The sequence below is a fragment of the Salinibacterium sp. NK8237 genome, from assembly GCF_015864955.1.
Lineage (GTDB): Bacteria > Actinomycetota > Actinomycetes > Actinomycetales > Microbacteriaceae > Rhodoglobus.
This window is the reverse complement of record NZ_JADYWE010000001.1, coordinates 39,069-63,255: the sequence shown is the minus strand read 5'-3', so window position 1 is coordinate 63,255 and position 24,187 is coordinate 39,069. Positions and strand designations below refer to the sequence as shown.

Annotated in this window: 26 protein-coding genes; 19 read left to right on the top strand and 7 right to left on the bottom strand. The window is 60.4% G+C overall.

Features of this window, described 5'->3' with window-relative positions; all coding sequences use genetic code 11:
• Positions 1-129 precede the first annotated feature (129 nt).
• From I6E56_RS00310 to I6E56_RS00265, 10 genes are all read left to right on the top strand, one after another.
• Positions 130-1,860 (top strand): dihydroxyacetone kinase family protein, encoded by a 1,731-nt coding sequence (locus tag I6E56_RS00310; protein WP_197135370.1) that lies wholly within the window; start codon positions 130-132, stop codon positions 1,858-1,860.
• Positions 1,861-1,910: 50 nt separating this feature from the next.
• Positions 1,911-2,372 carry a ribose-5-phosphate isomerase gene (locus tag I6E56_RS00305; protein WP_197135369.1) on the top strand — a complete coding sequence of 154 codons (462 nt, stop codon included), beginning with the start codon at positions 1,911-1,913 and terminating at the stop codon, positions 2,370-2,372.
• Positions 2,373-2,374: 2 nt separating this feature from the next.
• Positions 2,375-3,193, top strand: coding sequence for a triose-phosphate isomerase family protein (locus I6E56_RS00300; RefSeq protein ID WP_307842691.1), 819 nt, complete (start codon positions 2,375-2,377; stop codon positions 3,191-3,193).
• A gap of 11 nt (positions 3,194-3,204) precedes the next feature.
• Entirely contained in the window at positions 3,205-3,921 is a 717-nt protein-coding gene (locus I6E56_RS00295) for a GntR family transcriptional regulator (protein WP_197135367.1), read from the top strand.
• 302 nt (positions 3,922-4,223) lie between these two features.
• Positions 4,224-4,988, top strand: a complete 765-nt coding sequence (locus I6E56_RS00290; RefSeq protein ID WP_197135366.1) for an SDR family NAD(P)-dependent oxidoreductase — start codon at positions 4,224-4,226, stop codon at positions 4,986-4,988.
• A 99-nt stretch (positions 4,989-5,087) separates the two neighbouring features.
• Positions 5,088-6,026: a sugar phosphate isomerase/epimerase family protein gene (locus I6E56_RS00285; RefSeq protein ID WP_307842689.1), complete on the top strand. Its 939-nt coding sequence runs from the start codon at positions 5,088-5,090 to the stop codon at positions 6,024-6,026.
• Between the two features lie 129 nt (positions 6,027-6,155).
• Complete coding sequence (locus I6E56_RS00280; protein ID WP_197135365.1) at positions 6,156-7,136, top strand: ABC transporter permease; 981 nt, start codon at positions 6,156-6,158, stop codon at positions 7,134-7,136.
• A gap of 45 nt (positions 7,137-7,181) precedes the next feature.
• Positions 7,182-8,183 (top strand): substrate-binding domain-containing protein, encoded by a 1,002-nt coding sequence (locus tag I6E56_RS00275; protein ID WP_197135364.1) that lies wholly within the window; start codon positions 7,182-7,184, stop codon positions 8,181-8,183.
• Between the two features lie 15 nt (positions 8,184-8,198).
• Positions 8,199-9,713, top strand: a complete 1,515-nt coding sequence (locus I6E56_RS00270) for a sugar ABC transporter ATP-binding protein (protein WP_197135363.1) — start codon at positions 8,199-8,201, stop codon at positions 9,711-9,713.
• A gap of 29 nt (positions 9,714-9,742) precedes the next feature.
• On the top strand, positions 9,743-10,540 hold the full coding sequence (locus I6E56_RS00265) for a cyclase family protein (protein ID WP_197135362.1): 798 nt from the start codon (positions 9,743-9,745) through the stop codon (positions 10,538-10,540).
• Positions 10,541-10,626: 86 nt separating this feature from the next.
• Here the strand turns inward: I6E56_RS00265 and I6E56_RS00260 are convergent, their stop codons facing one another.
• Positions 10,627-11,427 (bottom strand): SDR family oxidoreductase, encoded by an 801-nt coding sequence (locus I6E56_RS00260; protein ID WP_197135361.1) that lies wholly within the window; start codon positions 11,425-11,427, stop codon positions 10,627-10,629.
• Positions 11,428-11,567: 140 nt separating this feature from the next.
• Here I6E56_RS00260 and I6E56_RS00255 point away from each other — a divergent pair, with 140 nt between their 5' ends.
• The 4 genes from I6E56_RS00255 to I6E56_RS00240 all read left to right on the top strand — a co-directional run bounded on the left by I6E56_RS00255 (position 11,568) and on the right by I6E56_RS00240 (position 14,544).
• Positions 11,568-11,813 carry a hypothetical protein gene (locus I6E56_RS00255; RefSeq protein WP_197135360.1) on the top strand — a complete coding sequence of 82 codons (246 nt, stop codon included), beginning with the start codon at positions 11,568-11,570 and terminating at the stop codon, positions 11,811-11,813.
• A 165-nt stretch (positions 11,814-11,978) separates the two neighbouring features.
• Positions 11,979-13,277, top strand: a complete 1,299-nt coding sequence (locus I6E56_RS00250; RefSeq protein ID WP_197135359.1) for a hypothetical protein — start codon at positions 11,979-11,981, stop codon at positions 13,275-13,277.
• Positions 13,278-13,446: 169 nt separating this feature from the next.
• On the top strand, positions 13,447-13,662 hold the full coding sequence (locus tag I6E56_RS00245; protein ID WP_197135358.1) for a hypothetical protein: 216 nt from the start codon (positions 13,447-13,449) through the stop codon (positions 13,660-13,662).
• A 111-nt stretch (positions 13,663-13,773) separates the two neighbouring features.
• Positions 13,774-14,544 carry a carbohydrate kinase family protein gene (locus I6E56_RS00240; protein ID WP_197135357.1) on the top strand — a complete coding sequence of 257 codons (771 nt, stop codon included), beginning with the start codon at positions 13,774-13,776 and terminating at the stop codon, positions 14,542-14,544.
• Between the two features lie 4 nt (positions 14,545-14,548).
• On the opposite strand, the gene I6E56_RS00235 is transcribed toward I6E56_RS00240, so the two are convergent.
• Together I6E56_RS00235 and I6E56_RS00230 are read right to left on the bottom strand one after the other, a co-directional pair.
• On the bottom strand, positions 14,549-15,649 hold the full coding sequence (locus I6E56_RS00235; protein WP_197135356.1) for a YcjF family protein: 1,101 nt from the start codon (positions 15,647-15,649) through the stop codon (positions 14,549-14,551).
• Between the two features lie 221 nt (positions 15,650-15,870).
• Entirely contained in the window at positions 15,871-17,316 is a 1,446-nt protein-coding gene (locus I6E56_RS00230) for a threonine/serine exporter family protein (RefSeq protein ID WP_307842686.1), read from the bottom strand.
• Positions 17,317-17,518: 202 nt separating this feature from the next.
• Here I6E56_RS00230 and I6E56_RS00225 point away from each other — a divergent pair, with 202 nt between their 5' ends.
• On the top strand, positions 17,519-18,469 hold the full coding sequence (locus I6E56_RS00225; RefSeq protein ID WP_197135355.1) for a DUF368 domain-containing protein: 951 nt from the start codon (positions 17,519-17,521) through the stop codon (positions 18,467-18,469).
• Between the two features lie 165 nt (positions 18,470-18,634).
• Here I6E56_RS00225 and I6E56_RS15150 read toward each other — a convergent pair whose 3' ends face one another.
• Positions 18,635-18,760, bottom strand: coding sequence for a hypothetical protein (locus I6E56_RS15150; protein ID WP_255529360.1), 126 nt, complete (start codon positions 18,758-18,760; stop codon positions 18,635-18,637).
• A complete protein-coding gene (locus tag I6E56_RS00220) occupies positions 18,760-19,320 on the bottom strand; it encodes a hypothetical protein (protein ID WP_197135354.1) in 561 nt (186 codons plus the stop codon). Before I6E56_RS00220 ends, I6E56_RS15150 begins: the two co-directional genes overlap by 1 nt.
• 197 nt (positions 19,321-19,517) lie before the next feature.
• Here I6E56_RS00220 and I6E56_RS00215 point away from each other — a divergent pair, with 197 nt between their 5' ends.
• Entirely contained in the window at positions 19,518-20,258 is a 741-nt protein-coding gene (locus I6E56_RS00215; protein WP_197135353.1) for a hypothetical protein, read from the top strand.
• 104 nt (positions 20,259-20,362) lie between these two features.
• Positions 20,363-20,971 (top strand): undecaprenyl phosphate translocase family protein, encoded by a 609-nt coding sequence (locus I6E56_RS00210; protein ID WP_255529383.1) that lies wholly within the window; start codon positions 20,363-20,365, stop codon positions 20,969-20,971.
• A gap of 55 nt (positions 20,972-21,026) precedes the next feature.
• On the opposite strand, the gene I6E56_RS15385 is transcribed toward I6E56_RS00210, so the two are convergent.
• A complete protein-coding gene (locus I6E56_RS15385; protein WP_374061759.1) occupies positions 21,027-21,476 on the bottom strand; it encodes an HNH endonuclease in 450 nt (149 codons plus the stop codon).
• Positions 21,477-21,899: 423 nt separating this feature from the next.
• On the opposite strand from I6E56_RS15385, the gene I6E56_RS00200 reads away from it, so the two are divergent.
• A complete protein-coding gene (locus I6E56_RS00200; RefSeq protein ID WP_197135351.1) occupies positions 21,900-22,319 on the top strand; it encodes a hypothetical protein in 420 nt (139 codons plus the stop codon).
• Positions 22,320-22,350: 31 nt separating this feature from the next.
• On the opposite strand, the gene I6E56_RS14930 is transcribed toward I6E56_RS00200, so the two are convergent.
• Positions 22,351-23,397 (bottom strand): LuxR C-terminal-related transcriptional regulator, encoded by a 1,047-nt coding sequence (locus I6E56_RS14930; protein ID WP_231606181.1) that lies wholly within the window; start codon positions 23,395-23,397, stop codon positions 22,351-22,353.
• Between the two features lie 77 nt (positions 23,398-23,474).
• Between I6E56_RS14930 and I6E56_RS00190 the strand changes: the two genes are divergently transcribed.
• Positions 23,475-24,089, top strand: a complete 615-nt coding sequence (locus tag I6E56_RS00190; protein WP_197135350.1) for a hypothetical protein — start codon at positions 23,475-23,477, stop codon at positions 24,087-24,089.
• The last annotated feature ends 98 nt before the right edge of the window (positions 24,090-24,187 follow it).

Sequence of the window (24,187 nt, the reverse complement as noted above, 5' to 3'; positions counted from 1 at the left end):
CATTCGTATTCCGCTGCGGATGGAGGCCGTTCGTAATCAACATCGGCCGCACCACGTTTCCTATTTCCTATAGTATCTTTGAATGTGCAGTCGCGTAGGGCTGCAGCTCAACGATGAGGAGCGTGAACAATGACCCGTTTGTGGAACGAACCAGCGGACTTTGCCAACGAAATGGTTGACGGATTCGTCCGCGCCAACAGCAAGTGGGTCCGCAAGACCTCAGGCGGCGTGGCTCGCTCCACCCGCTCCGAGGCACCGGAAGTAGCGGTCGTCATCGGTGGCGGATCTGGTCACTACCCTGCCTTCGCCGGACTCGTCGGTCCCGGGCTGGCCCACGGAGCCGCGATGGGTAACCTCTTCGCCTCCCCCTCGTCCCGTCAAGTGGAGTCCATCATCCACGCCACCCAACAAGGTCGCGGTGTGCTGCTCAGTTACGGCAACTACGCGGGCGACGTTATGCATTTCTCCACCGCCCAAGCTGCGGCGCGAGCGGCGGGCATCGACTGCCGCTCGGTCGTCGTAACCGATGACATCTTCAGCGCTCCCCCCACGGAGAAGGCAAAGCGCCGTGGAATCGCTGGCGACCTCACTGTCTTCAAAGTGGCCGGCGCAGCTGCGGCAGCTGGGCACGATCTCGATCATGTTGAGCGCGTTGCGATTCTCGCAAACGAACGAACTCGCACGATGGGGGTCGCATTCTCCGGATGCACGCTCCCCGGCGCATCGGAGCCGTTATTCTCGGTGCCGGAAGGTCGCATGGCAATCGGCCTCGGCATCCACGGTGAACCCGGGCTCGAAGAGACCGAGGTACCAACGGCAAATGCTCTCTCTGAGTTGTTTGTAGAGCGCCTGCTCGCTGAGGCCGAGATCCCCGAGGGCGTTGAGGCTCAGGGCGCCCGGGTCGTTCCAGTGCTCAATGGGCTCGGGTCCGTGAAAAACGAAGAACTCTTTGTGGTGTTCTCCCGCATCGCCGAGCTTCTCGAAGCCGCCGGCATCACTATCGTCGATCCCCAGGTTGGCGAGTTCTGCACGAGCTTCGACATGGCCGGCGTCTCGCTCACCCTGTTCTGGCTCAACGACGAACTCGAGGAACTCTGGGCCGCTCCAGCACACACTCCGGCGTTCCGCACCGGCTCGATGGGATCAGCGGGCGTCGTTGCCATCGAGAGCGACGACTCACCAACGGTCGACGAGGCTGTCGCTGAGTCCTCACCGGAGTCGAAGGCCGCAGCAGCCACGATCGCTCAATCCCTTGCCGCTATTAGTACCCTCATCGACGACAATGTCGAAGAACTTGGACGATTGGATGCCGTCGCCGGCGATGGTGACCACGGCATCGGCATGCAGCGTGGCGCGCATGCCGCGGCAGTCGCCGCCGCGCAGGCTGCGGAGTTAGGCGCTGGCGCACAGACACTGCTCAACCGTGCCGCTGACGAGTGGTCCGACCGAGCTGGTGGAACCTCTGGCGCTCTCTGGGCGGTAATTCTAAAGAATCTGGGCGAGCATCTCGGGGATACCACCGAGATCACGAGCCAGTCGGTGAGCGACGGGGTGCGCGCTGCGAGTGACGCTGTGATGGCGTATGGCGGAGCATCCGTTGGCGACAAAACGCTGGTGGATGCCTTAGTTCCATTCTCTGAATCGCTCCTCACGCGTGTTGAGGCTGGCGACACTCTCGCGGCAGCGTGGATCGAGGCTGCGAAGCAAGCAACTCTCGCCACGGAGCGCACGAGCGACATGATGCCTGGGCTTGGGCGTGCCCGTTCCCACGGCGAAAAGTCTGTAGGTACCCCCGATCCTGGGGCGGTGTCGCTGTCGCTCATCGTGACGATGCTCGGCACCCAGCTCGCGGACGCCTAGTTCCTTACGCCCTTGCCCAACCATCCATTGCAGAGAAAGTAGAGAACACTATGTCCACGACATGGCGCGTTGTTATCGGCTCAGACGAGGCCGGATTCGACTACAAAGAGATCATCAAGCGCGATCTGGAGAACAACCCGTTAGTCACTTCGGTGGTCGACGTTGGAGTCTCGGCTGAGGCTTCACAGAACTACCCTGGCGTGGCAATTGCGGCTGCCGAGATCGTGGCGGCGGGCGATGCTGACCGCGCTGTCCTCATTTGCGGAACGGGGCTCGGCGTCGCGATTGCCGCGAACAAGGTTGCGGGCATCCGTGCGGTCACCGCGCATGATTCGTTCTCGGTTGAACGAAGCATCCTCTCTAATGATGCGCAGATCTTGTGCATGGGCCAGCGTGTAGTTGGCCTCGAACTTGCGCGCCGCAACGTGCGCGAATGGCTCACCTACGAGTTCGACACTGCAAGTGCCTCGAACGACAAGGTGCAAGAGATCTCTGCCTACGAGAACGCCTAATCGTGAACAGTCTCAGCAGCGTCACGCCGGTGCAGGTAGGCGTGAGCTTGAAGATGTACTTCAGTCATCAACGCACTATTGAGTGGTGCACTGCGGTCGCGGAGATCGCACGCACTCACGACGCCGTGCTGTCGGGCGCTGCTGAGCTGTTCGTTATACCCACGTTCCCGTCTATCCCCGCGGCGCAGCAGATACTGAATGGTCTTGCCCGAGTGGGAGCTCAAAATCTCAGCACAGAGGATGCCGGTGCCCTTACCGGCGAAGTCAGTGGCAGTGTTCTTGCCGAAGTCGGCTGCACAGTAGTTGAAGTCGGCCATGCGGAGCGACGGAGCCTCTTCGGCGAGACCGACGATATTGTGCGGGCAAAAATAGCGGCAGCGTTGCGCAACAACTTGCGCCCGGTGCTGTGTATCGGAGAGGCAGCTCAGGCGACTCCTGCCGAGGCCGCAACTGAGTGCATCCGACAGTTGGATGACGCGGTGAGGGATGCAGATACCCACGACCACCAGGGTCCGATCACGATCGCGTATGAGCCGCACTGGGCTATTGGTGCGCCAGAGCCAGCATCGGCCGGGCACATTCAGGCGGTCTGCACTCGTCTGCGCGAGTATGCTCACACGCTCACGCTCCACGCCGGCTCGACGGTCATTTATGGCGGAAGCGCCGGGCCAGGACTCTTGACCGAACTCGCCGGCACCGTTGATGGACTTTTCCTCGGGAGATTTGCACACGATCCGGCTGCCATCCGATCGATCCTCGATGAAATAGGTAGAATCACTGTCGACCGCAGATCCGGCCACTCTGCCGTGGCCGGTCTCTAGGAAAGGCTCCAATGACGACCGATTCGCTGTTCACATCGAACTCGTCACCCTCAATCGAGCGCCGCGGACTGCGCGACCACGTTTATGACCGCGTGCTCGACGTTCTCTTAGGGCCCGGAGTCGAACCAGGCTCCCGCCTCTCAATCGACACGATTGCTCGAGACCTTGGTGTCTCCCCCACTCCCGTTCGAGAAGCCCTTGTGCAGCTGGAACGCACCGGCCTCGTCACTCGAGTGGCCAACAAGGGGTACACCGTTGCTGAGCCGCTGGCCGCCGACCAGCTCGAAGCACTGTTCGACGCTCGGCTCGTGCTCGAGTCAGGTTCTGCCGCCATCGCTGCCCGCAATCCCGAGACACTCCTCCCCATTCTTGAGAAGGCACTCGCCCAGCACGTGAAGCTCACCGCAGCCGTTCACGACGCCTCGCTGGTTGGCGAGATTCCGTTGGAGTTGCTGCGCGATTACTTCGCCGCCGACTGGAACTTTCACCACCTTATTTTTGAGCACACGCACAACCCGTTCCTCATTGATATGTCTGAAGCGATCTCTACGCGCGTTCATCGGATGCGTCAGACCGTCGCCACCGGCGTGAGCGATGCTGAGGAGGCGACAGTGGAACACCGCGCCATCCTCGACGCGTTCCCTGACGGCCCCGAGGCGGTCGAGGCTGCCATGCGCAGCCACATCCTTAAAGTGCGCGATCGTGCCCGCGACGACTCCATTCGCTAACCAGCACCCGCGCTAGTAGCAACACCAGCGCTAGTACGAACACCAGCCCTCACACGCGTTCGGTCGCTTTCTCACGCAATGAGTACGTGACTGTCGTGCGCAATGTGCGCGCCCATCCTTCGGCCCCACGCGCCTCCGAGTCCCACGCTGCCCTCCTTCCCCGAGCGCTGACTCCGGCCTGTCTGCTGGCATTATGCGGTGCTACTCCTGTCTAGCTTGCGCGCGATTCAAAAGATGCTATATGATCTACGATTAGATGCATCGGGCGAATTGGCCCGAGAATCAACAAAGGAGTTGGCAATATGGATTTCCCCACCGAACGCACCGTGATCATTACCGGAGCAGTGTCCCCCCGTGGAATCGGTCGCTACACAGCGTCCTACCTCGCAGAACGCGGCTGGAACATCGGGGTCATCGATGTTGACCACGACAGCTCGGTCGCAGTGGCCGAAGAAATCGCATCCACCTACGGCGTCAAGGCCCTCGGCTATGGCGCAAACGTGACAGACCCTGAGTCCGTAGATGCCGCCATCACCTCCTTCGAAGCAGGTCTTCCGCAGATCGTGGCCCTCGCCAACATCGCGGGCGTCAGCTCCCCCGTTCCATACCTTGAGGTCACCCCTTCTGAGTGGTCGCGCGTGATGTCGATCAACCTCGATGGCGTGCACCACGTCTCGCAGCGTGTCGCGCGTATTTTGGTTGCCAACCAAATCGGTCGCATCGTCAACATCTCCTCTGTATCCGCCCAGCGCGGCGGCGGCACGTTCAGCAAGACTCCCTACTCGGCGTCGAAGGCCGGCGTTATTGGTCTCACTCGGTCGGTTGCTCGCGAACTCGGCGGGTTCAACATCACCGTCAACGCCATCTCCCCTGGCCCGATCGACACCGACATCATGGGCGGCACTCTTTCGGATGCTCGCAAAGACGAGCTCACTCAGGATCTGCTCACGAGCCGCATCGGTACGCCGCGTGATATCGCAGCAGCCATCCACTTCCTCATTGGCGAAGAGACGGGCTACATCACCGGCCAGACGCTCAACGTCGACGGCGGGCTTTACCTTCACTAAAGATCTGGCAATGCTCGGCATTCGCTGAGTTCCCGGCTCACTTTTCCCTTCTGCACTTTCGCCCGACTACGGTCGCGCCACAAACGTTAGGACAATGACGTGTCCGCTTTTACCGCCGAGACTTGGCCCATCACCAGCTGCATGCTGGGGTTGGATACCACCACACGCGATGGAACATCTGCCCAGGTTGCTGGCCCAGAGTTCTGGAAGAAGCAGCTAACCAAGATCGCGAATCAAGGTTTCACCAATGTGGAGCTGTCGGATGCGTGGCTGAAGCCTGCCTTGCTGAGCAGCAGCGAGCGTGCCGAGCTTGTTTCCATCGCAGCAGACCTGGGGTTGAAGATCCCGTCGGTTCATATCCAGCGCGTCAGCGTCATCGAGCCGGGTAAGGAAGCCGAAAACTTGGCTTACCAGCACGCCTCAATTGAGGCTGCTGCTGAGATGGGCATCAGCGTCTATTCGACAGGGTTGCACCAGCCGTTCAATCAGGCTCAGCGTGAGGCTCTCTGGTTCTGGAATGGCCAGGGGCCAATCGATCCGGTCGGCGACACCGAGGTGTGGAACTTGGCGGTCACGCGCATCCGGGAGCTCGCTCTCCACGCGCAAGACCTCGGCATGATCACCTCGCTCGAAATGTATGAAGACACCTACCTCGGCAGTTCAGATAGCGCTGTGCGCTTCGTTCAGGATGTCGGCACCGACCTCGTAGGCATCAATCCAGATGTTGGAAACCTCGTTCGCCTCCACCGTGAAGTTGAAGACTGGCGCGAAACGTACGCCAAGACTCTGCCCTACGCCAACTACTGGCACCTCAAGAACTACACCCGCGATGAGGCAGTCGACCACTCGTATTACGCAACTGCCCCGAGCACGTTGCGTGACGGCGTCATCAACTACCGCGAGGTAGTAGAACTCGCAGTTTCGCTGGGATACAGCGGAATTCTTACATGTGAGCACTATGGTGGCGATTCGATCAGCGTATGTGGCGAAAACCAACGCCACCTGCGTGGGCTGCTTGCCGAAACTCTGGCAGGCTAGACCGTTGGTCTGACCAGCCATCCCGCTCGACCCTCGACGTTAGAGAACCGGCGAATCCCGAAGTGATTTTGCCACGACCCAGGAGACAATGATGACTCTCAGAATCAACCGAACCGCTGGACTTTCAGCGTGACCGCGACCGTAGCCGAGCAGCGCACCCCGCGCTCGGGGTGGAGCAAGTTCGTAGCCACCTATCGCATTGAGGCAGCGATGTTGGGCGCGCTCGTTGTGCTCGCTGTTGTCTTGACGATCATTGAGCCGCGCTTCTTGTCATCGTCAAATATGCAGAACATCCTGTCGCAGGTCATGGTGTTGGGCATCATCGCTATCGGCCAAACGCTGGTGGTGCTCACGGGCGGCATTGACTTGTCGGTCGGTGGCATCGCTGCCGTTTCCATTGTGGTTGGCGGCTTGGTTATGCCAAGTGCCGGCGTTCTCGTAGGCGTGAGCGTCATGCTGCTCGTCGGGCTCTTGGCGGGGCTTGTCAACGGAATACTGGTCGCCTACGTCAAACTGGCGCCGTTCATCGTGACGCTCGGGATGATGTCAATCACGGCGTCGTTGGCCTACGTGCTCTCGGACGGCCGCTCGATCTTCAACTTGCCCGACGCCTTTGCATTCTTCGGCAAGGGCAACATTGCCGGAGTCAAGTTTTACGTGATCGTATTCGTCGTCCTCTATATCGCCGCGCACATCTTCCTCACCCGCAGCAAGCCAGGTCGCTTCATTTATGCGATCGGCTCGAACCCCGAGGCTGCCCGCCTCTCGGGCATCCGGGTTTCCTTTTATCAGGTGATCCCCTACGCCGTGACGGGGCTGTTGTGCGCTTTGGCTATGACCATCGAGTCGTCACGACTCGGCACCATCGACCCCAACACGGGTAGCGGTTTTGAGCTAACCACTATTGCGGCCGTTGTCATCGGTGGCGCTTCGCTCATGGGCGGCAAGGGCAGCGTTCTAGGCACCCTCATAGGAATCTTCCTCATTGGCGTTCTTCAGAACGGGCTCAACATCATCGGTGTCAACGCCTTCTGGCAGGGCACCGCACTGGGAACAGTGATCATCTTGGCGGTTGTCCTCGACCGACTGGTGCGCGTTCGCAAACGGTAATTTTCACCCGCACAAACACAGCAACACACATATCAAAGGAGAATCATGCGTGTAACTAAACCCTTCATCGCCGCAGCGGCAATGGCAGCGTCAGCACTGGTGCTGTCCGGCTGTTCCATCGATGGAGCTGACTCAAGTAGTTCCAACCCTGAGATCACTGTTGCGGGGTGTGAAGGCGCAACTGTTGCGTACATCACCTCCGCCACGAGCGTCTCCTTCTGGCGTTCGCTTTCGGTCGGCATCCAGGATGCGGCTGCAGAAGCCAGCGCTGAGGTCACCGTCTATGACTCAGACAACAGCCAGAGCAAGCAGCTTCAGAATGCTCAGGATGCGATCACTGCTGGCGTTGACGCCATCATCTTGTCGCCCACCGACACAGCGTCGGCTCCGGCCGTGCTGGATGCCGCTTCTGCTGCCGGCGTTCCCGTGATCATCGCCGACATCGGCACCGATAGCGGCGACTATGTCTCGCTGATCAAGACCGACAACGTTGCTGCAGCTGAGGGCGCCGGCGAAGAACTCGTCGCAGCCCTTCAGGCAGCAGGCTTCGACGAGGGCGAAGTAGGCATCATCGGCATCTCGCAAACTCGCCAAAACGGCAAGGACCGCACCGAGGGATTCACCGGGCCTGTCGAAGCAGCCGGTTACACGATCGTTCCGCTGCTCGAGTCGGCTGAATACACCCGTTCTGAGAGCCTCGGCTTCACTCAGGACCTGCTGGCCGGCCACCCCGACCTCCTCGGTATCTTCACTGAGCACGACGAAGCTACCCAGGGCGCACTGACGGCTATCGACGGAGCAGACTCCCCCATCGTTGTCGGCTTCGACGGCAGCCCCGACACTCTGGCATCCATTAAGGCTGGCGATGTAGCCGCTGCGGCAATGCAGCAGCCGGTATTGATGGGTCAAGAAGCATTCACCGCCGCGTGCAGCTTCCTCGATGGCGAAACCGTTGATGCAGAAATCAGCGTAGAAACGATCTTGGTCACGACCGAGAACGTGCTCGACATCGAAGACCAAGTACAAGACACCGTCTTCAAAGAATAGACATCGAGAACTGGCATGACTGTTAACATTCCGCTCCTCGAAGCTTCGGGGATTCAGAAGAGCTACGGTGCCACGCGCGCTCTGGCCGGTGTCAACTTTGACATCGGCCGGGGCGAGGTCGTCGCACTGGTCGGAGAGAATGGCGCCGGCAAGTCAACGCTCGGCAAGATTCTTGCTGGCGCGACTGAGATGGATGAGGGCACGGTTTCCGTGAACGGCAAGCCAGTCTCTTTCCGCTCGACTAAAGACGCTCTCGACCATGGTGTTGCGATCGTTCTGCAAGAGTTCAATCTCATTCCTGAGATGACTGTGGCAGAGAACTTATTTCTCACGCGCTCTTCCGGCTACCGCTGGGGTTGGTGGAAGAGCCGCAAGTCGCAGGTTGACCAGGCGTCGCACGCTATCGCCGACGCCTACATGGATTTCGGCATTGATCCCGAAGCGTTGGTTTCTGAGCTGAGTGTGGCCCAGCAGCAGATCGTCGAGATCATCCGTTCACTTTCGGTGGATGCTCAACTCTTCATTCTCGATGAGCCCTCCGCCGCTCTTGGCCGCCGCGAGACAGATTCGCTGCTTCAGCTCATTCGTCGTCTTCGCGAAGATGGCCGTTCGGTCATCATCGTCACGCACCGTCTTGATGAGGTCTATGCGGTTGCTGACCGCATCTTCGTTCTTCGCGATGGCGTAGCGCGCGGAGAGTTTGATCCTGCGACCACCAGCACCGACGATCTCGTCGCGGCAATGGTGGGGCGTGCGCTCGATAAGGAGATGCACGAGGCACGCACCATCCAAGTTCCGGGCGAAGCTGTGCTCACGGTCGACAAACTTGTCGTTCAGGGCACGTCATCCGAGTGCTCCTTTCAGGTTCGCCGCGGCGAAATTGTGGGTGTCGCTGGGCTCGTGGGTTCCGGCCGTACCGAGCTGATTCGCGCTATTTTCGGGGCAGACCCGGCCATAAGCGGAACGGTTGCTTTGGGCGGCACGTCGGGTGTCATCCGCTCGCCGCTCGCTGCCGTACGCGCCGGTGCTGCCATGGTTTCTGAAGACCGCAAGACTCTTGGCCTCCACACCGCGCTCACCATTCACGACAATGTGGTGCTCTCCTATTTGGCGAAGCACGGCAGGTTTTGGCTCAACCGCAAGAAACTTGACGCGGATGTCGCCCAGCAGGTGAGCGATCTGCGTATCAAGATCGGCGGAAGCTGGTTAGAAGCCGGTGTGCTCAGCGGCGGTAACCAGCAGAAAGTTGTGTTGGCGAAGTGGCTGCTCTCGAAGCCAGATCTGCTGATTCTGGATGAACCGACGCGAGGAATCGACGTGGGTGCTCGGGCCGAGTTCTACCGTGTGGTTGACGATCTTGTCGCTCAGGGCATGGCGGTGCTGATGGTATCGTCCGAGATGCCTGAAGTGCTGGCACTCTCTGACCGCGTGCTTGTGATGAGCAAGGGCGCGATTGTCACGGAGCTCACTAGAGAAGAAGCGACCGAGGAACGAATTCTGTCCTTCACCGAGGTAATGGCCACCGCGTAAGCGCTGGCCCCGAAGAGAACGGATGCCCCATGGCTCTCCCTACCGGCACAATTGTTGATCTGACCCTTCTTCTGGCAGAGGAACTCCCCTGCACTTGGCCGGGCCACATGCCCTATCAACAGAAGACGTTCAACTTCTTTGAAGACGGTGGAACCACCGAGGCACACCTGCAATCTCATTGCGGCAGCTACCAAACGCGGTGGCTCCTCATTGACGAGCACACGGGAACCCATATGGATGCGCCTGCGCACTTCCTGCCGGGTTCCCACACCGGCATCGACGGAGCGTCTGAGGTCGGCGACATCACCGCAGAACATGTTCCTTTGGAGCAGTTGATGGGCCCCGCCGTCGTCATCGACGTCGAGTTCTTGTTGGATGCTGAGATGGCGCCCGGCGTCAGCCCGGCCATCACGGCAGAGCACATCCGCGATTTCGAGCGGGAGCACGGTGAGATCTCCGCCGGCGACATCGTGCTGTTTCGCGCCCGCTGGGACGAAAAGCATTACCGCACTGGCCTCGACGGACGCGCGTACGCGCATGACGGCGTGATCTTGAAGACCGGCCCGGCCTGGCCCGCACCCATCGCCGAAACTCTCGACTACCTCACTGCCAAGGGTGTGCGCTGTGTCGGCACCGACGGCCCCAGCATGGGATCTGCGCACGACGGCGGCGGCGTTCACCTCGCGGGCCTCGGCAACGGTGCAGTCTTCATCGAAGCTCTCGGCCACCTCGGCGCGCTGCCTACCCGTGGCGCAGACTTCGTGTTCGCACCGCTCAAAGTTGCGCGCGGCACCGGCGCTCCGGGGCGCGCGTTCGCGTTCGTCTAGACCAGTACTCGGCTAGAGCCGACAGAGTTTCAAGGGGCACCAGAAATGCGGCACCCCTCGAAACGGTTCTGGCTAGATGCTTCTGACTAAATGCTGTTGTGGTCCTTCACAGCGGCTTCCATTTCAGCAAGCCCTGGCGCCATAGCTGCGTCGACAGCGAGGGGGTTGGATGCGTTGAGCTCCTGCATTCCGCGGCCGTCGGGTGCCGATGCGTTGATCTCGTGCTCGTCTGAGGCAAGTCCGGTCATGACCTGAGCGACGACGTCAGAAACGGGGCGGCGCTCCCAGTCAGCGTTCTGGCTGCTCATCATGTCGGTGTCCGTGGCACCGGGGTAAACCGTGGCAACGTGCACGCCAGTGCCGTGCAGCTCACGACGCATCGCTTCACCGAACGCGGCCAGACCAGACTTGGTGGCCGCATAGACGGCGTAGAACGGCATCGCGACAAGGGCGATCTCGCTCGAGATGTTCAGGATGAGGCTTCCGTTGGCGGAACCGCTGGTGCGAAGCTGCGGCAACAGTGCCTGCGTAAGCAGCACGGGTGCGGTGAGGTTGAGGTCGATCATCGCCGTGGCCTCTGCGGCGGTGGACTCTTCGAGTCGTCCAGCACGCACGTTGCCGGCGTTATTGACGAGAAGGTCGATGGTGTCCCACGACTTCACGGCGTCAGCAACGTTCTGCGCGCCATCCGCTTGCCCGAGGTCTTGAACCAGAATTTCGGACGTTCCACCCGCGTTCTTTACGAGGTCGGCAGTCTCCTGCAAGGTAGCTTCCTTGCGGCCAACGAGCAGCAGGTGTGCACCCTTGGCAGCGAATTCGAGGGCGATAGCCTGACCAATTCCTTGGCCAGCTCCGGTGATGATTCCGCGACGGTTGTTGAGATCCATTGTGGGGATCCTTCCTATTGTGGGGACGGGTCGCGGGGGCGACCCGGAAACAAACTCTCGTTCTGTACCGAACGGTACCATAAGGTCCTGAGCTTTGTTGCCGATAGGTTCCGCACTGGCTCAATGCGGCCGAGGAAGACATGAGCTCCACCAGCACCAGCACCGCCGTCGCAACCGGCCGCCCTCGCGCCTTCGGCAATAAAGAGCGACTCTTCGCCACCGCCGAAGACGGTCACCAGCAGCTCCACGCGATGCACATCACGGTCGACAGCTGGTCAGTGGGTTTTAGGCGAACCCCGGGCCAGCTGGCGGCGGCATTCAGTGCGCCCTTCGTCGATCGTGACGCATCACCGACACGAGTCCCCATTAATGATGACTGTGAGTAATGAGCATCTATCGTATGTTGATCATGGCAAATGAGCCCACCTAGGCTCGACGGCGCCCCGATAAAATGGCAGCGGCCCAGACAAATTCACAAGGAGTAAACGTCAATGGCAACGCCAGCGAGGCTCTTGGCTCCTCTAAGGCTTTCCCCGGAATTGATCCATGTCGTGCGCGCATCCCTAAGCGCTGGCACGCTCACTTCGATAGCGGGCACCCTGTCGTATATCGCGATTCTGGTGACTGCGATCTTTTTCGCGTCCGCTGGCGCCGATGCAGCTCTCCTACGTTCGCACTTGGTTCCTCTAACGCTACTTTTCGGCGGTCTATCGCTGCTATTTTCTGTCCCGTCTCAAATTTCGGGGGCTCACGGATCCCGGTACCCCGGCGGCAACTCGCGTCGCGACTGGGCCTTCTGGACGATCGGTATCTCCATTGTCTTCGGCGTAATATTCGTTGCGTGCTGGAGTCTTCTGTCCATCTTTGGTGGCGGACTGCTCGTCGGTCTGGCAGATCCGGGGCCCGGCGTCCTATTTTTGAGTTACCTCGCGCTCGGGTATCTGCCTGTTGCAGCATCCGACTTCATCGAGGGACATCTTCGGGGTAGCGGCCGCTTCATGCAGTCCAGTGGCTTGGTATTCGCGCGGGCCTCAATTACGTCGATCAGTTACGGAGTCGGCGTGAAAGTATTCGACCTTGACCCTCTCAGTTTGCCCATCTTCTTTGCACTTGGCGGAGTCACGTCGTTTTTGATCGGTGTTTCCTGCGTACTCCGACAATCGCGCAAAACAAGCGCACCAGTTGCTAACGCGACGCGTGTAGAGATGCCGAAACTGGTTCGCAATGTCGGCCTTCCTGTATTGGCTTCGTACATCTTGCTGTCGAGCGTGGTGAGTATTCAGATCGTCGCGGTCGAGAACGGTGCCGGTCTGAGTGCACAGTTAGCGTTTAGCGCGATGCTGATGGTGCAGACGCTCTGCATCGTTGCCGCCATTGGCTTCGCGGCGGGAGTGAGCTCAGAAGTACTTCGGCGTGCGGCAGATGACCGCCTTAACCGAGCAAGTATCGGCACCATTGTCGCGAGAACGAGCACGATAATCTTCGCGGTTGAAGCCGTAGTGCTCGTCGTTTTCCTGACTATTCACGAACCAGCGATCAACGTGCTCTTAGCAGGCGTGCCTACGACAAGTGAGATTCGCGCTGGCGCGGTGGTGTTTGTTATTGCCGCGCTACTAACCGCGAACAACGTGTTCGTGCTCACGGTGCTCGAAGAGATTGGCCTTGCCAAGCTCAGCCTCATCCTGAATATTATCTATTTCGGCGTGCTGATTGGCGTGACTTACTGGACAGCCATCGCATTAGGCACCTTTCATGCGGTGAGTGTCGGCCTACTCATACTCAGTGCCGCCGCGAGCATCAGTTTGCGGATCTTGCTCAAGAATTTGCCCCTGTCACGCGCGGCACAGTAGGTCGACAACAACGGGAGTCAAAGAGCGCCCGAGAACCTCGTGCTGGTCTGCGTCTCGGTGCACCGAGCCCCGGTGATGATTCCATAAGTAAGCGAAGCGGCGGAGCACTATCAGGCTCGGTCGCTATCCTGTTTCCCACACAATGACGTGCAACGGAAAAGAGGATCTCATGCCTAACTTCACCGTAAACAAGAACGCTCAGCCCGGCACCGGAGACCACGAAGTTCATGACTTGGCTTCGACGCGGGGCTGCCTGCCCAGCGTCGAGAATCGCACCGACCTCGGCGAGTTCGCCTCGTGCAGTGATGCTGTGGATGCCGCGAAGGGCCACTACGCAAGGGTCAACGGCTGCTTCTGGTGCGCGATCACCTGCCACACGACCTAACGTTGCTCGCGCCAGTACTGTGTGACCCTGCTGAAGCGCATCCTCATCTCTGGCCCCGTGTCGTGGAATAGCATTCTCTAACTCGACAACCTGCCCGAACCTCGCCCGCACATGCAGTTCGCGCTGGAGGAACACAAAGCCATCGGCGGCGCTTCCGCCGGCAAGGCGCTGCACTTGGCCGCGCTGGGCCACAAAGTCACCTGTCACATAGCGGTGGGTGACGACGCCGCATCTATCCGGCTGCGCTCCGTTCTCGAGTCTGCCGGGATCGAGCTGGCTTGCGTTACCGTTCCCGGCGCTAGCGAACGGCATCTGAATTTGATGACCCACGCTGGCGAGCGAGTGTCGGTCTACCTGTCGACTCCCACGTTCGCGGAGCCAGATGTTGCGCAGTTTCGCACGCTGGCCGAAGGCGCGGAGGCGCTTGTCATGGACCTATCGGAAACGTCTCGGTCGCTTCTTCCCGAGTCGGTGGTGTCGGGCATCCCCATCTGGACTGATCTCCACGATTACGATGGCCACTCTGACTTTCACGAACCGTTCGTCCAGGCGGCGTCGCACCTCTTTATGAACGCCGAGGGGATGCCGGACCCTCTGCCCTTCATGCGCGTTCGGGTGAACGCGGGCGCCACCGTGGTGGTGTGCACGCTCGGTTCCGAGGGAGCTATGGCAGTAGACGCCGACGGACTCCATCGAGTGGATTCGGCGCCTGCCGAGATCCGCGACACGAACGGTGCCGGCGACGCATTCTTCGCAGGCTTTCTGCACGCAACCCTCTCGGGCGCATCTACGGATGAGGCACTCGCTTCGGCTGCCGCGCAGGCGGTAGTTGCGCTTGAGTCGAAGCACCTTCATCCCTGCGTTGAGGACGCGCTCGCGTAGTCGCTCAGTCAGTGGCAGCTGGCGCTGCCTCCGCTTTGGCACCGCTTTTCATGTTGCTTGCAAACATTTCAGCAATCTTCGTCAGCTGGTCCGCGTCGTCCAAATCGAACTTTCCCGTGAAGACCCGCTCTGTCGTGACCCGCCAGCTCTCGCCAAGTACACCGGTAAGAGTGGCGGCGACACCCGCCGAGATTACTGAGCCGACTCCGGGAATAAGTTTGAGCAGACTTGCGGCCGCAATTTTTCCGGCGCCCGCAGCGAGAACTGTCGTAGAACCCACCAATTTCGCTGCTTTCGCTTGTGGGATGTCGTAGATCGCAGCGATTCGCGCCATGAGCGCGGCTTGAGCCGGGATGAGCAGTGCAGCATCTGCGAGCGGGATGGGGGTTGCTCCGACGCCACCCGCGAATGCAACAGCACCCGCGATCCAAGATCTTGCATAGCGAGCTTTAATCGTCAGGTCGATTTTCTGTGCCCCGGCGACAGAAATCTTCTGCGCCTCAGGAACTACACGATAGGTCTCGTCCAGGAGGGTCTCGAGTCCGAACCGCCCGACTCCGTTGAATTCGTCGTCCACGGATGAAGTAATTACCGGGCGGCCGCCGACGATCGGAAGCGTCATCTTGCTAATCTCATCCGCGAGGGAAGCAGTCTTAGGTTCTACAACTCCGTTGCGCACGTTAGCTTTGGTCAGGACTAGAACTACCGGGATGCCGAGCGCAGCCACTTTGGTGATGACATCGCGTTGGCCTTTTTCGAGTCGACCAGTCTGACTGTTCACGCAATACCAGGCGACATGGATTACAGCATCCGACTCACCTTGCCTGTTCCGGAACAGTCGCTGGGTTATGTCGCGGACCGGGTTTCTGCCTCCCAGCTCAACACCCGCGCCGTCGAAAATTGCGAGAGTGCCAGCATCGTTGACGAACATCTCGGTTTCGTTAGTGACTGGCGCTCCGATTCCTGTTTGTGCAATTTCTGCCCCGAAAATTGCATTCAACAGTGTTGATTTGCCGGCGCCAGTTGCGCCAAAAAGCGCAATATTCGCTCGCTCTACGGGCACTTCACCCTCGATAGCAGACTGAAGGTCATCTTGATCTCGCATAGCACCCATTCCTCGCTCCGAATCCGAACTCTAGCAACGCTCAAACTGTACCGGTGTCGGCCAGTCGCGAATAGCGAGGCGCGGCGAAAACGTTGACGAGGCACACCCGAGGCGGTCCCGAAAACGTCGATTGGGCGCACACCAATCGTTATCGCCTCGCGTCAAGAGTGATCGCGAGGCCAAAGCTCGCGACGCGAGGCGCTCGCCCAGAATGCCAAGCACTACCGCGGCGTCCGCGACCGCTTCAACGCCGCCATTGCCGCGCGGTCGAAGCCGAAGGTACGGCGAGCAACGAATCCGCCGATGGTTGTTCCAGCCGCCAAGCCGAGGCCGGTCGCGAGTGCCATCACCATGGATGGCAGCGCTTCGGTGACGCCGAACTCAGAATCCATGAGTGCGTAGATTCCGCGATACAGCGCGAGACCAGGCAACAGCGCGATGATGCCCACCATGTTGGTGGCGCCTTCTGGCACTTTGAGCCAGCGGTAGAGAAGGTAGCTCACGACGCCGGCCGCTGTTCCGGCAATGGCAGGAGCGAGGCCGGGCGACGACGCCAAGGGCAGCACGAACCAGTAGACGGCGTACACGAGGGCGGCACCCATCGCCATGATGGGGAGCAACCGCATCCGAACATAAGAGGCAAGGGCGAAGCCGACGGCGATGATGGCCGAGCCGACCATTCCCGAGATAACACTGCGGCTGTCCCCCAGCGTGTCACCGATCGCCACGGGAATTCCGAGGCGCAACGAGATGCTGAGCACGATCGAGATACCGACTGCCAGGCCGAGCGTCATCATGATGACCTCCATGCCGCGAGCTGTGGCGGTGACGTAGTAGCCGCCGATCGCGTCACTCGCCGCCGACGTGAGGCCGACACCGGAAAGCAGCATGATGATTCCGGAGATCACAATCACGGTCGGGCTGTTCGATCCGGGAATATCGATCCCGATTGACCTCAGCCAGAACATGAACACCGCAATAACGCTGATGACGCCGGCAGCGGCCATCTGCGCGAAGAAAGCGGGGACCGACAAACGCTCAAGGCGACGCGTCAGCACATCCGAGAGGGCGGCGGATAACGCAGCCACAAGAACCAGCACAAAGCTGGCACCGAAGATCACAACAACACCTGCCGCGAGTATGCCCTTGCCAGCGGTGACGACCCAGCGTCGGTAGGGATGCGGCGTGGTGAGGATTGCGCCCAGTTCCTCGCGGGTCTCATCCACATCCCCAGGGCCGTCGGGCCCGGTAATGACATCGATGAGCCAGTACACGTTCTGCAGCCGCGTGTAGTCAATGGTGCGCACTTTCACGATGCGCATGATCGACATGGGGTCTTCGTTCATCCCGCGGTGTATCGAAACGGTGAGCGACGTAAAAGTGATGTCGACGTGCATCCCGGTAACGCCATAGGCGGTGCTGATGCGCAGCACGGTCGCCACGACGTCAGCGGCGGATGCTCCAGTCGCGAGCATCGCTTCGCCCGCGCGCAAACAGAGGTCGATGACCGAGCGCGCGTGACGCTGAGACAGCTGATGTTCGCTCCCGGGCAACGACAAGAGTTGAGTGGGCGCATTGTTGGAGCGCAGGGCTCCCCCGGCCATAGTGATGAGGGATCGACTGATCCGTTGCTGGAATGCGCGTAGTCGATTGTTGCCCGTAGTCACCCCTCTAGGGTACGGGCACGAGAGTGGGAATGTGCCCGCGACGGGGCCAATAGCCACCGCCACCTCAACTAAATCGACTACTCTGCACGATGGTGAAAAAATCCACCGCTCCGGATGCCGCACCCTGCGTTTCAGCTCAGGGCGGGCTCCCCCAACAACTACGGCACGCACCACTAGCCAACGAGAAGAGAACGAGTAAGCGATGACCCGAGTTCACCCCGTCATCCGCACTGTCGGCGATGCCTTTCGCGGCATGCTGATCGGCTTCGCTGAGATCGTTCCCGGCGTCAGCGGCGGAACCATCGGCCTCCTCGTCGGCGTCTACGACACGCTCATCGATGGCGCCGGGCACCTCGCCCGTGGTGTGGCGCTCACCGTCGCCGACGGCATCCGTGGTCGCGGCTTCTCTCGCGCTGGCGCCCACTTCCGTTCGGTGCGTTGGAACGTCGTGTTACCCATTGGTATCGGGATGCTCGCCGCCATCGTGATCGGCGCTGCACTGCTCGCTCCCCTGATCGAGCAGTATCCCACCGGTACCCGCGCGGTCTCGGCCGGACTTATCGCCGCGTCGCTCATTGTCCCCGCCCGCATGGTGGGCGGGAGTTGGACGTTCCCCGAGGTTCTGATCGGCCTCCTGGCCGCCGGTGTCGCTGTTGCGCTCACGGGCTTGCCGCGTGGCGGGGAAGCGGATCCCACGCTCATCATCGTCTCGCTCGCTGCGGCCCTTGCAGTCTGCGCGCTCGTGCTCCCCGGAGTTTCGGGCTCCTACCTACTACTGATCCTCGGCATGTATGCGCCCACCCTCGCTGCTGTGAACGACCGCAACTTCGGCTACCTCGGCGCCTTCGCCCTCGGCGCCATCGTCGGTCTCGGCCTCTTCGTCTCGGGCCTGCAGTGGCTCCTCAAGAACCGCCGCCGCGTCACCCTCGTCATCATGACCGGCCTCATGCTCGGCTCACTCCGCGCCCTCTGGCCCTGGCAAACCGAGTCCGGCGAAGTGCTGGCACCCGAATCCGACTTCGGAGTCGTGCTGCTCCTCATCGCCATCGGTGCCGCGGTCGTGCTGGGTATTATCGCCGCAGAAGCTGCCCTCACGAAGCGGCGGATGCTCTCGCCAGAGATCGTCGCGGATCCCGAGCCGCGCGACGCCTAGCGCTGTCATCATCCGGAGATTGTCGGTATCGGGTGGGGCACACCACCGCGAGAGCATCGCCTGATCGCGGAGAGGCGCACTGAACGTTCGACGTCCGCTAGGGAATCGACCGCTCTCGGAGATAGCGAACGGCTCCGGGAGGATCCGCCGCCCAGTGCCGCTACCTCAAGGAAACGCCGGATCAAAACCAACCATCGCCGCCGCCTCCCCGACAAGGACGGCACCGCTCGCCGGGTCTTTCTTCGGCTCAAACCACGAGTACAGCGGTGCAGGCATGTCTTTCTCAGTCATCAATCCCTCAAAGCCTCGTCATGGGAAATACGTTCAAAATTTCGATACGGCACCAACCCCACCACACCTGGTGGGTTAGTTCTCGACTCGAAAATTTCATCGATCGTGTACGGCAGCCAGCCAGCCAATGCTCTAATCCATGATCCTGTGCCCTGCTCCAGCATCCATAGAGAACCCTCATTCCACGTTACCGTCGTAGAATCCTCAGTGCTCGTAACCGTGTATGCGGGAGAGAGCTCGCCGCCGCTCAGCGATGGGTGTCGCCAACTTACTCCAAAACCCTTATGGAGCGACGGTGCGAGATCGAGCAAAATCAAAGTCATCTCCACCGCTCGCAGAGAATTCGTCGAAAAACCTAGAGAAGGACCTTTGCCCGAAATCCATTGAGCGTGGCGGAAGACGCCGGCATCGTCGACGATGAACCCGTTCTCGGAGTCGCGGTCGCCCGCGACGCGAAATTCGCGCGCGTTGTCAACGGAAATTCGAGGATCGTCAATCGTCGTAGGGGCAGCAGGATACCGCGCGACAATAGCTCTCGAGATGAAGAATTCATCAACCATGCACATCTCCCTTTGGATAGTTAGTCTTCTGTAAAGCTCCCGACAGAAACCCACTCATAATTTCAATTCGGCGTTAGCCCCACAGGCTAAGGTTGTTGAATGGTAACCCCGAGCATCGCTCACTCTTGGGCGGCTCACCCTGACATTGTCAGATGCCGCGTTTCGACCGACCATCTGCTGCTGTTTAGCAGTCCACGATGAGAGGCGATCCCGAATACGAGCTGACCGCTTCACCCGCACGGATCCGAGAAATCAGCACATCGTGGCGTCGCCTGTTTTTCTCATTTTCTGGCCTCGCGCTGTTGGCCGCGGCCTCATTAATCGTCTTCCCGCCCGGAGCTGCCGCCACGCGGCCCACTCTTACCGCTGGCGCGATCGTGCTGCTCGTTCTCGCGGCGCTATTCCTCGTCCGTCTTCTCCTCATCCGTCGTGCAGCTCAACGTTCCCACGGCGCAAACGGGGCGGTAATCGCGATAACCCCCACAGGGATTGTCGTTCGCGGTGACACCACAGTGCCTTTCGAAGAAATCACGGGCGTATTCGCCAAGGACGATCAAGACGCTTTACTCTCCAAAGCGGCGCCCCGTGTGCGCGGCGTAGCCGGTCGCGCGCTCCTCAGGGCTGGACTCCACGGCATCGAACTCACTATCGGCCTGCGCGACGCCGTCGCGGTGCGCGATACGGCAGACACCCCGAAAGCCGCAGCGCGCATCCACCAATTCGCGGCTCTCGCTGACGGAACTCGGCCTGGAATGATCCAACTGCCATTCGGCGTGACCCATGACAGTGCAGCGCTCGCCAACCTGCTGCAGGCGCTACAGGCCCGTCTCGAACCGGCGGCACCGGTCAAGGCGCTCACCGGAGTTCTCGACATGGCTATCGTTGTCGGCGCATGCGCAGACCCCGCAACGATTATCGAAAAAACGCGCGACCTCTAAACCGTTCAGTAGCCGAGATGATGACTAACCGAAAATCACGAACCCGATCGCTATCAATCCCCCGGCAGAGACGACGATAGCTCCGGCATGAAGCGCGCGACTTCCTGTCGGCCGGCCTCATCGCTGCATCCCTCATCGTTCCGGCCCGCATGATTGGCGGACGTTGGACGTTCCCCGAGGTTCTGATCGGCCTCCTGGCGGCCGGTGTCGCCGCTGCGCTCACGGGCTTGCCGCGTGGCGGGGATGCGGATCCGACCCTCATCATTGTCTCGCTCGCTGCGGCCCTCGCGGTCTGCGCCCTCGTGCTCCCCGGAGTTTCGAGCTCTTACCTCCTGCTGATCCTCGGCATGTACGCACCCACCCTCGCTGCTGTGAACGACCGCAACTTCGGCTACCTCGGCGCCTTCGCGATCGGCGCCATCGTCGGCCTGGGCCTCTTCGTCTCGGGCCCGCAGTGGCTCCTGAAGAACCGCCGCCGGGTCACCCTCGTCATCATGACCGGCCTCATGCTCGGCTCGCTGCGCGCCCTCTGGTCCTGGCAAACCGAGTCCGGCGAAGTGCTAGCGCCCGAATCCGACTTCGGACTCTTGCTGTTGCTCTTCGCCATCGGTGCCGCGGTCGTGCTGGGCATTCTGGTGGCAGAAGCTGCCCTCACGAAGCGGCGGATGCTCTCGCCCGAGATCGTCGCCGATCCTGAGCCGCGCGACGCGTAGTCAGTTACAGACCCCAATAGGTTTTCGAACCAACGAGCACGGAATTTGGACGTTTTCACTCCATTGGGAACACCGCCGGAGACTCGTTGCCAGCCCTCGAAGACGCAACCTTCAAGCGAATTAAATCGGCAGTAAGTTCTGCATGTCTCATTGCGGCGAGTATCGTCGCGTGGTTCCGCCAGTGGTCGGCCCAAAGTTCCCGGCCAGCAAGCGACGCGAAGTCAATAAACGTCGGGGTGCCCCACGATTCATAGGCAGCCAGACGGTCCGCCCGTTCTTCGAGTCTCGACACGCCGCGCGTGGCAGGCGATAATCGGGCCGAGCTAAACATCCATATTCGCCACGGCTTATTACCCTTGCTCTGGTTGCATTTTCCGCACGCAGGCACGAGGTTTTGGATCTCTGAGATGTAACCAGTGGGTTGCTTGTCAACAACGAGCGGGCGCAGATGGTCCCATTCCGTTCCCGGGTCCCCGCAATAAGCGCACACAACTATGTCCTCCATATCAAGCACTAGCAGTGCCTCCTCGACCTGTGCTTTTGTCGGCGGTATCGCAGGAATGATGCCGTTTACGAAGGAGTTGGTGATGCTTGAGGAACGACTTGTAATGCGCACAGCCTTCGGCATCGCGAATCTAAACACCGCAGAGTTGACCATACGGTCGAGCATAATTGGCTGTTGACACGTAGCCCTAACAGCACCAGTTCGAACGGCTACGATCTACGTCGAATTCTTTCTCACTCCAGGGCTGTGACATTGACGACTGCGCAGGCTCGGGGTGAATCGATCTAATGTGCCGTTCGGTTTCATCGATAGTCTCCATGTATGTCTGCCAGCGACCCTGATTACTCCACCGATGCTGTGTTCGCAGCCTATGGACGGGCCATGCACGGCGCCCAAGCGTTGGAATATTGGCTACGAATTCTAGTGACAGCAAATCGCACAGTCGCTAAGGACTTCACTTCAGAAGACGAACTCGAACGTGCAGTAGAGACGCTCTCAACATCGACTATGGGCACAATTGTCGCGGCGCTTCGAACGCTAGTAAGCGACCCTCAACTGGAGGCGCTACTCACGCGCGCTGTTGCCGAGCGAAATAGCCTCGCCCACCAGTTCTTCGGCAAATGGTCTGAAATCTGGGACGGACCGGAGACAGACATCCACATGAGTCAGGATGTAGAACGAACCCGCGAACTATTCGAGGAGGCTATCGGCAAGCTCGTCTCCGTTATCGGCACTCACCTCGACACGATCGGCGAGAATCCAGATGAATACATTCCCGGTTTGAAAGAGCGCATTGCGAACGTCCGAAGCGCGTCTACGGAGTATCTCGGCACGACTTCATAGGACGCGTCAGCATCCTTTAGCGGCAGAGGCGCTAGTTTCGCAGGGTTCCCGATCCCGGATCCGCAAGCTCGCGCAACCTCAGCACCGCCGCCGCCCGGCTCGTCACCTGCAGCACCCGAAACACTCCTTCGAGGTGCTTCTTCACGGTCGACTCCGACATGCTTAGTTCGCGCGCGAGCTCGTTGTTCGAACCTCCGGTGCGCGCGAGGGTGAGCAGCACTTCGGCCTGACGAGGGGTGAGGCCTGCCACCAAGAGCGCGTTAGTGTCCGCTGCGACATCCTGTTGCCGGCGCAGCAGCAGCACCGTGGGGCCGAGCCGCACCGGATGCACGATGCACTGCCACCGGTGCGTGCCGATGATCACATCGTGACGAGAATCGTTGCCCGGCGCTCGCGCGGTGTCGGCAATGATTGACGCGAGGCTGTCGGGAACCCGGGCTCCGGCATCCAACACCGTTGACGAAGACGCCTCCACCACGCCATCCGAGCGCACCGACACGACCGCCCAGGCGTAGCGATCCATCTCCGCATCCACGAGGCGGGAACGCTCAGCGTCGAGCGAAGAACGGTGGTGCATCGCGAGATGACCACTCAAGGCGCTCATGACAGCAACGTCGCGATCGCTAAACTCCCCCATCTGCTCGCTACGGTTCAGGGCATAAGCGACCAAAACATCCGGTGGCGACGGCAACTGCGTCACCAACTGAAAACGCACACCGAACGGGCCATAGAAATGGCGGTACAGGTCGGTGGTGGTGACATCCGCGCCGCCCACAACATCACAGAAGCGGATAGCACCGAGCCCGCGCGCGGAGTTCGCGGCCGCGTTCAGCGGATGCTGGTGAAAGTACTTGTCGTACTCGGGCTTGAGCCGGGTCGCTTTGACAATCTCGGTGGCGGGCGAAATCACGTACCTAAAATCGCGGGTGGCCAGCACCATGTCATTGAAGGATGCACTGTCGCAGTCGATGACTTCGCGCACAGCCTCAAGCACATCCGCAAATTCGAGGGGCGGATGCTGCGTAAGCCGACTGGCAACTCGCAGGACAGCTTGCGCATCAGAATCGCTGAGTCCCATGCTCAAATACCCTACCCGCGCGGCTACGCCGAAAGACCTATTGCACAACCACTCTGCCGGCGAGGAACCTTGATCTCATGACAACTGCGCACTCATCCCTCATGCCCTTTTCCGTTCTCTGGGCGCGCAAAGCACGGCTCGCGGCAATCGTTCTCGCTGTCAGTGCCACGCTCGCGGCGTGCTCCCCCGCCGCCGACCCCGCAGACTCCACCACGACTGAGGAAACGACGACAGCGGATGAGACCACGGGTGACGAGGGAACGACAGACGAGCCCGCTACCGCCGGCTTCAGCACCGACGATGTCGGCAACGCCACGCTGCGCATCAACGGCGTCGAGTTTCCGGACTTCACTGGCGACTGCGAGATCAGCCGCGGGTTCGGCGCCGAAGACGTGGGAGACCTCAATGACGGCGACATTGCCACCATCATCGGCATCGACAACGTCGACGCCCACGAAGACATGCTGATGAACTACATCGCGCTCAACGAGGAGAGCTTCCGATTCCGTGACCAAGAGGCGGCCGCTGGGGTCGGCAACAACGCCAACGGCACCATCTCGACGTTGACAGAGATCAGCGAGAGAACGCCCGATGGAAGCCGCGACATCGTCGAAGTTCGCTTTGCCGGCGCCTTCGAAGACGGCACGTCGATCGAGGCAGATGTCGTCTGTGAACTGCAGAACAAATTCTAGTTCGCGTCCTCATCCGCCGACTGTCTCGCGACACGCGCGAACTCCGCTCGCGCTACCAGAAGGCAAGGCTCAGCCAACTGGCGTAAACTAGGCCTCTT

Coding starts and splice junctions, on each gene's coding strand:
- I6E56_RS00270 (WP_197135363.1), top strand. CDS start 8,199: ATGACTGTTAACATTCCGCTCCTCGAAGCTTCGGGGATTCAGAAGAGC.
- I6E56_RS00275 (WP_197135364.1), top strand. CDS start 7,182: ATGCGTGTAACTAAACCCTTCATCGCCGCAGCGGCAATGGCAGCGTCA.
- I6E56_RS00190 (WP_197135350.1), top strand. CDS start 23,475: ATGACAACTGCGCACTCATCCCTCATGCCCTTTTCCGTTCTCTGGGCG.
- I6E56_RS00265 (WP_197135362.1), top strand. CDS start 9,743: ATGGCTCTCCCTACCGGCACAATTGTTGATCTGACCCTTCTTCTGGCA.
- I6E56_RS00305 (WP_197135369.1), top strand. CDS start 1,911: ATGTCCACGACATGGCGCGTTGTTATCGGCTCAGACGAGGCCGGATTC.
- I6E56_RS00215 (WP_197135353.1), top strand. CDS start 19,518: ATGAGAGGCGATCCCGAATACGAGCTGACCGCTTCACCCGCACGGATC.
- I6E56_RS15150 (WP_255529360.1), bottom strand. CDS start 18,760: ATGACTGAGAAAGACATGCCTGCACCGCTGTACTCGTGGTTTGAGCCG.
- I6E56_RS00295 (WP_197135367.1), top strand. CDS start 3,205: ATGACGACCGATTCGCTGTTCACATCGAACTCGTCACCCTCAATCGAG.
- I6E56_RS00235 (WP_197135356.1), bottom strand. CDS start 15,649: ATGCGAGATCAAGATGACCTTCAGTCTGCTATCGAGGGTGAAGTGCCC.
- I6E56_RS00255 (WP_197135360.1), top strand. CDS start 11,568: ATGAGCTCCACCAGCACCAGCACCGCCGTCGCAACCGGCCGCCCTCGC.
- I6E56_RS00310 (WP_197135370.1), top strand. CDS start 130: ATGACCCGTTTGTGGAACGAACCAGCGGACTTTGCCAACGAAATGGTT.
- I6E56_RS00260 (WP_197135361.1), bottom strand. CDS start 11,427: ATGGATCTCAACAACCGTCGCGGAATCATCACCGGAGCTGGCCAAGGA.
- I6E56_RS00220 (WP_197135354.1), bottom strand. CDS start 19,320: ATGGTTGATGAATTCTTCATCTCGAGAGCTATTGTCGCGCGGTATCCT.
- I6E56_RS15385 (WP_374061759.1), bottom strand. CDS start 21,476: ATGGAGGACATAGTTGTGTGCGCTTATTGCGGGGACCCGGGAACGGAA.
- I6E56_RS00225 (WP_197135355.1), top strand. CDS start 17,519: ATGACCCGAGTTCACCCCGTCATCCGCACTGTCGGCGATGCCTTTCGC.
- I6E56_RS00290 (WP_197135366.1), top strand. CDS start 4,224: ATGGATTTCCCCACCGAACGCACCGTGATCATTACCGGAGCAGTGTCC.
- I6E56_RS00245 (WP_197135358.1), top strand. CDS start 13,447: ATGCCTAACTTCACCGTAAACAAGAACGCTCAGCCCGGCACCGGAGAC.
- I6E56_RS00240 (WP_197135357.1), top strand. CDS start 13,774: ATGCAGTTCGCGCTGGAGGAACACAAAGCCATCGGCGGCGCTTCCGCC.
- I6E56_RS14930 (WP_231606181.1), bottom strand. CDS start 23,397: ATGGGACTCAGCGATTCTGATGCGCAAGCTGTCCTGCGAGTTGCCAGT.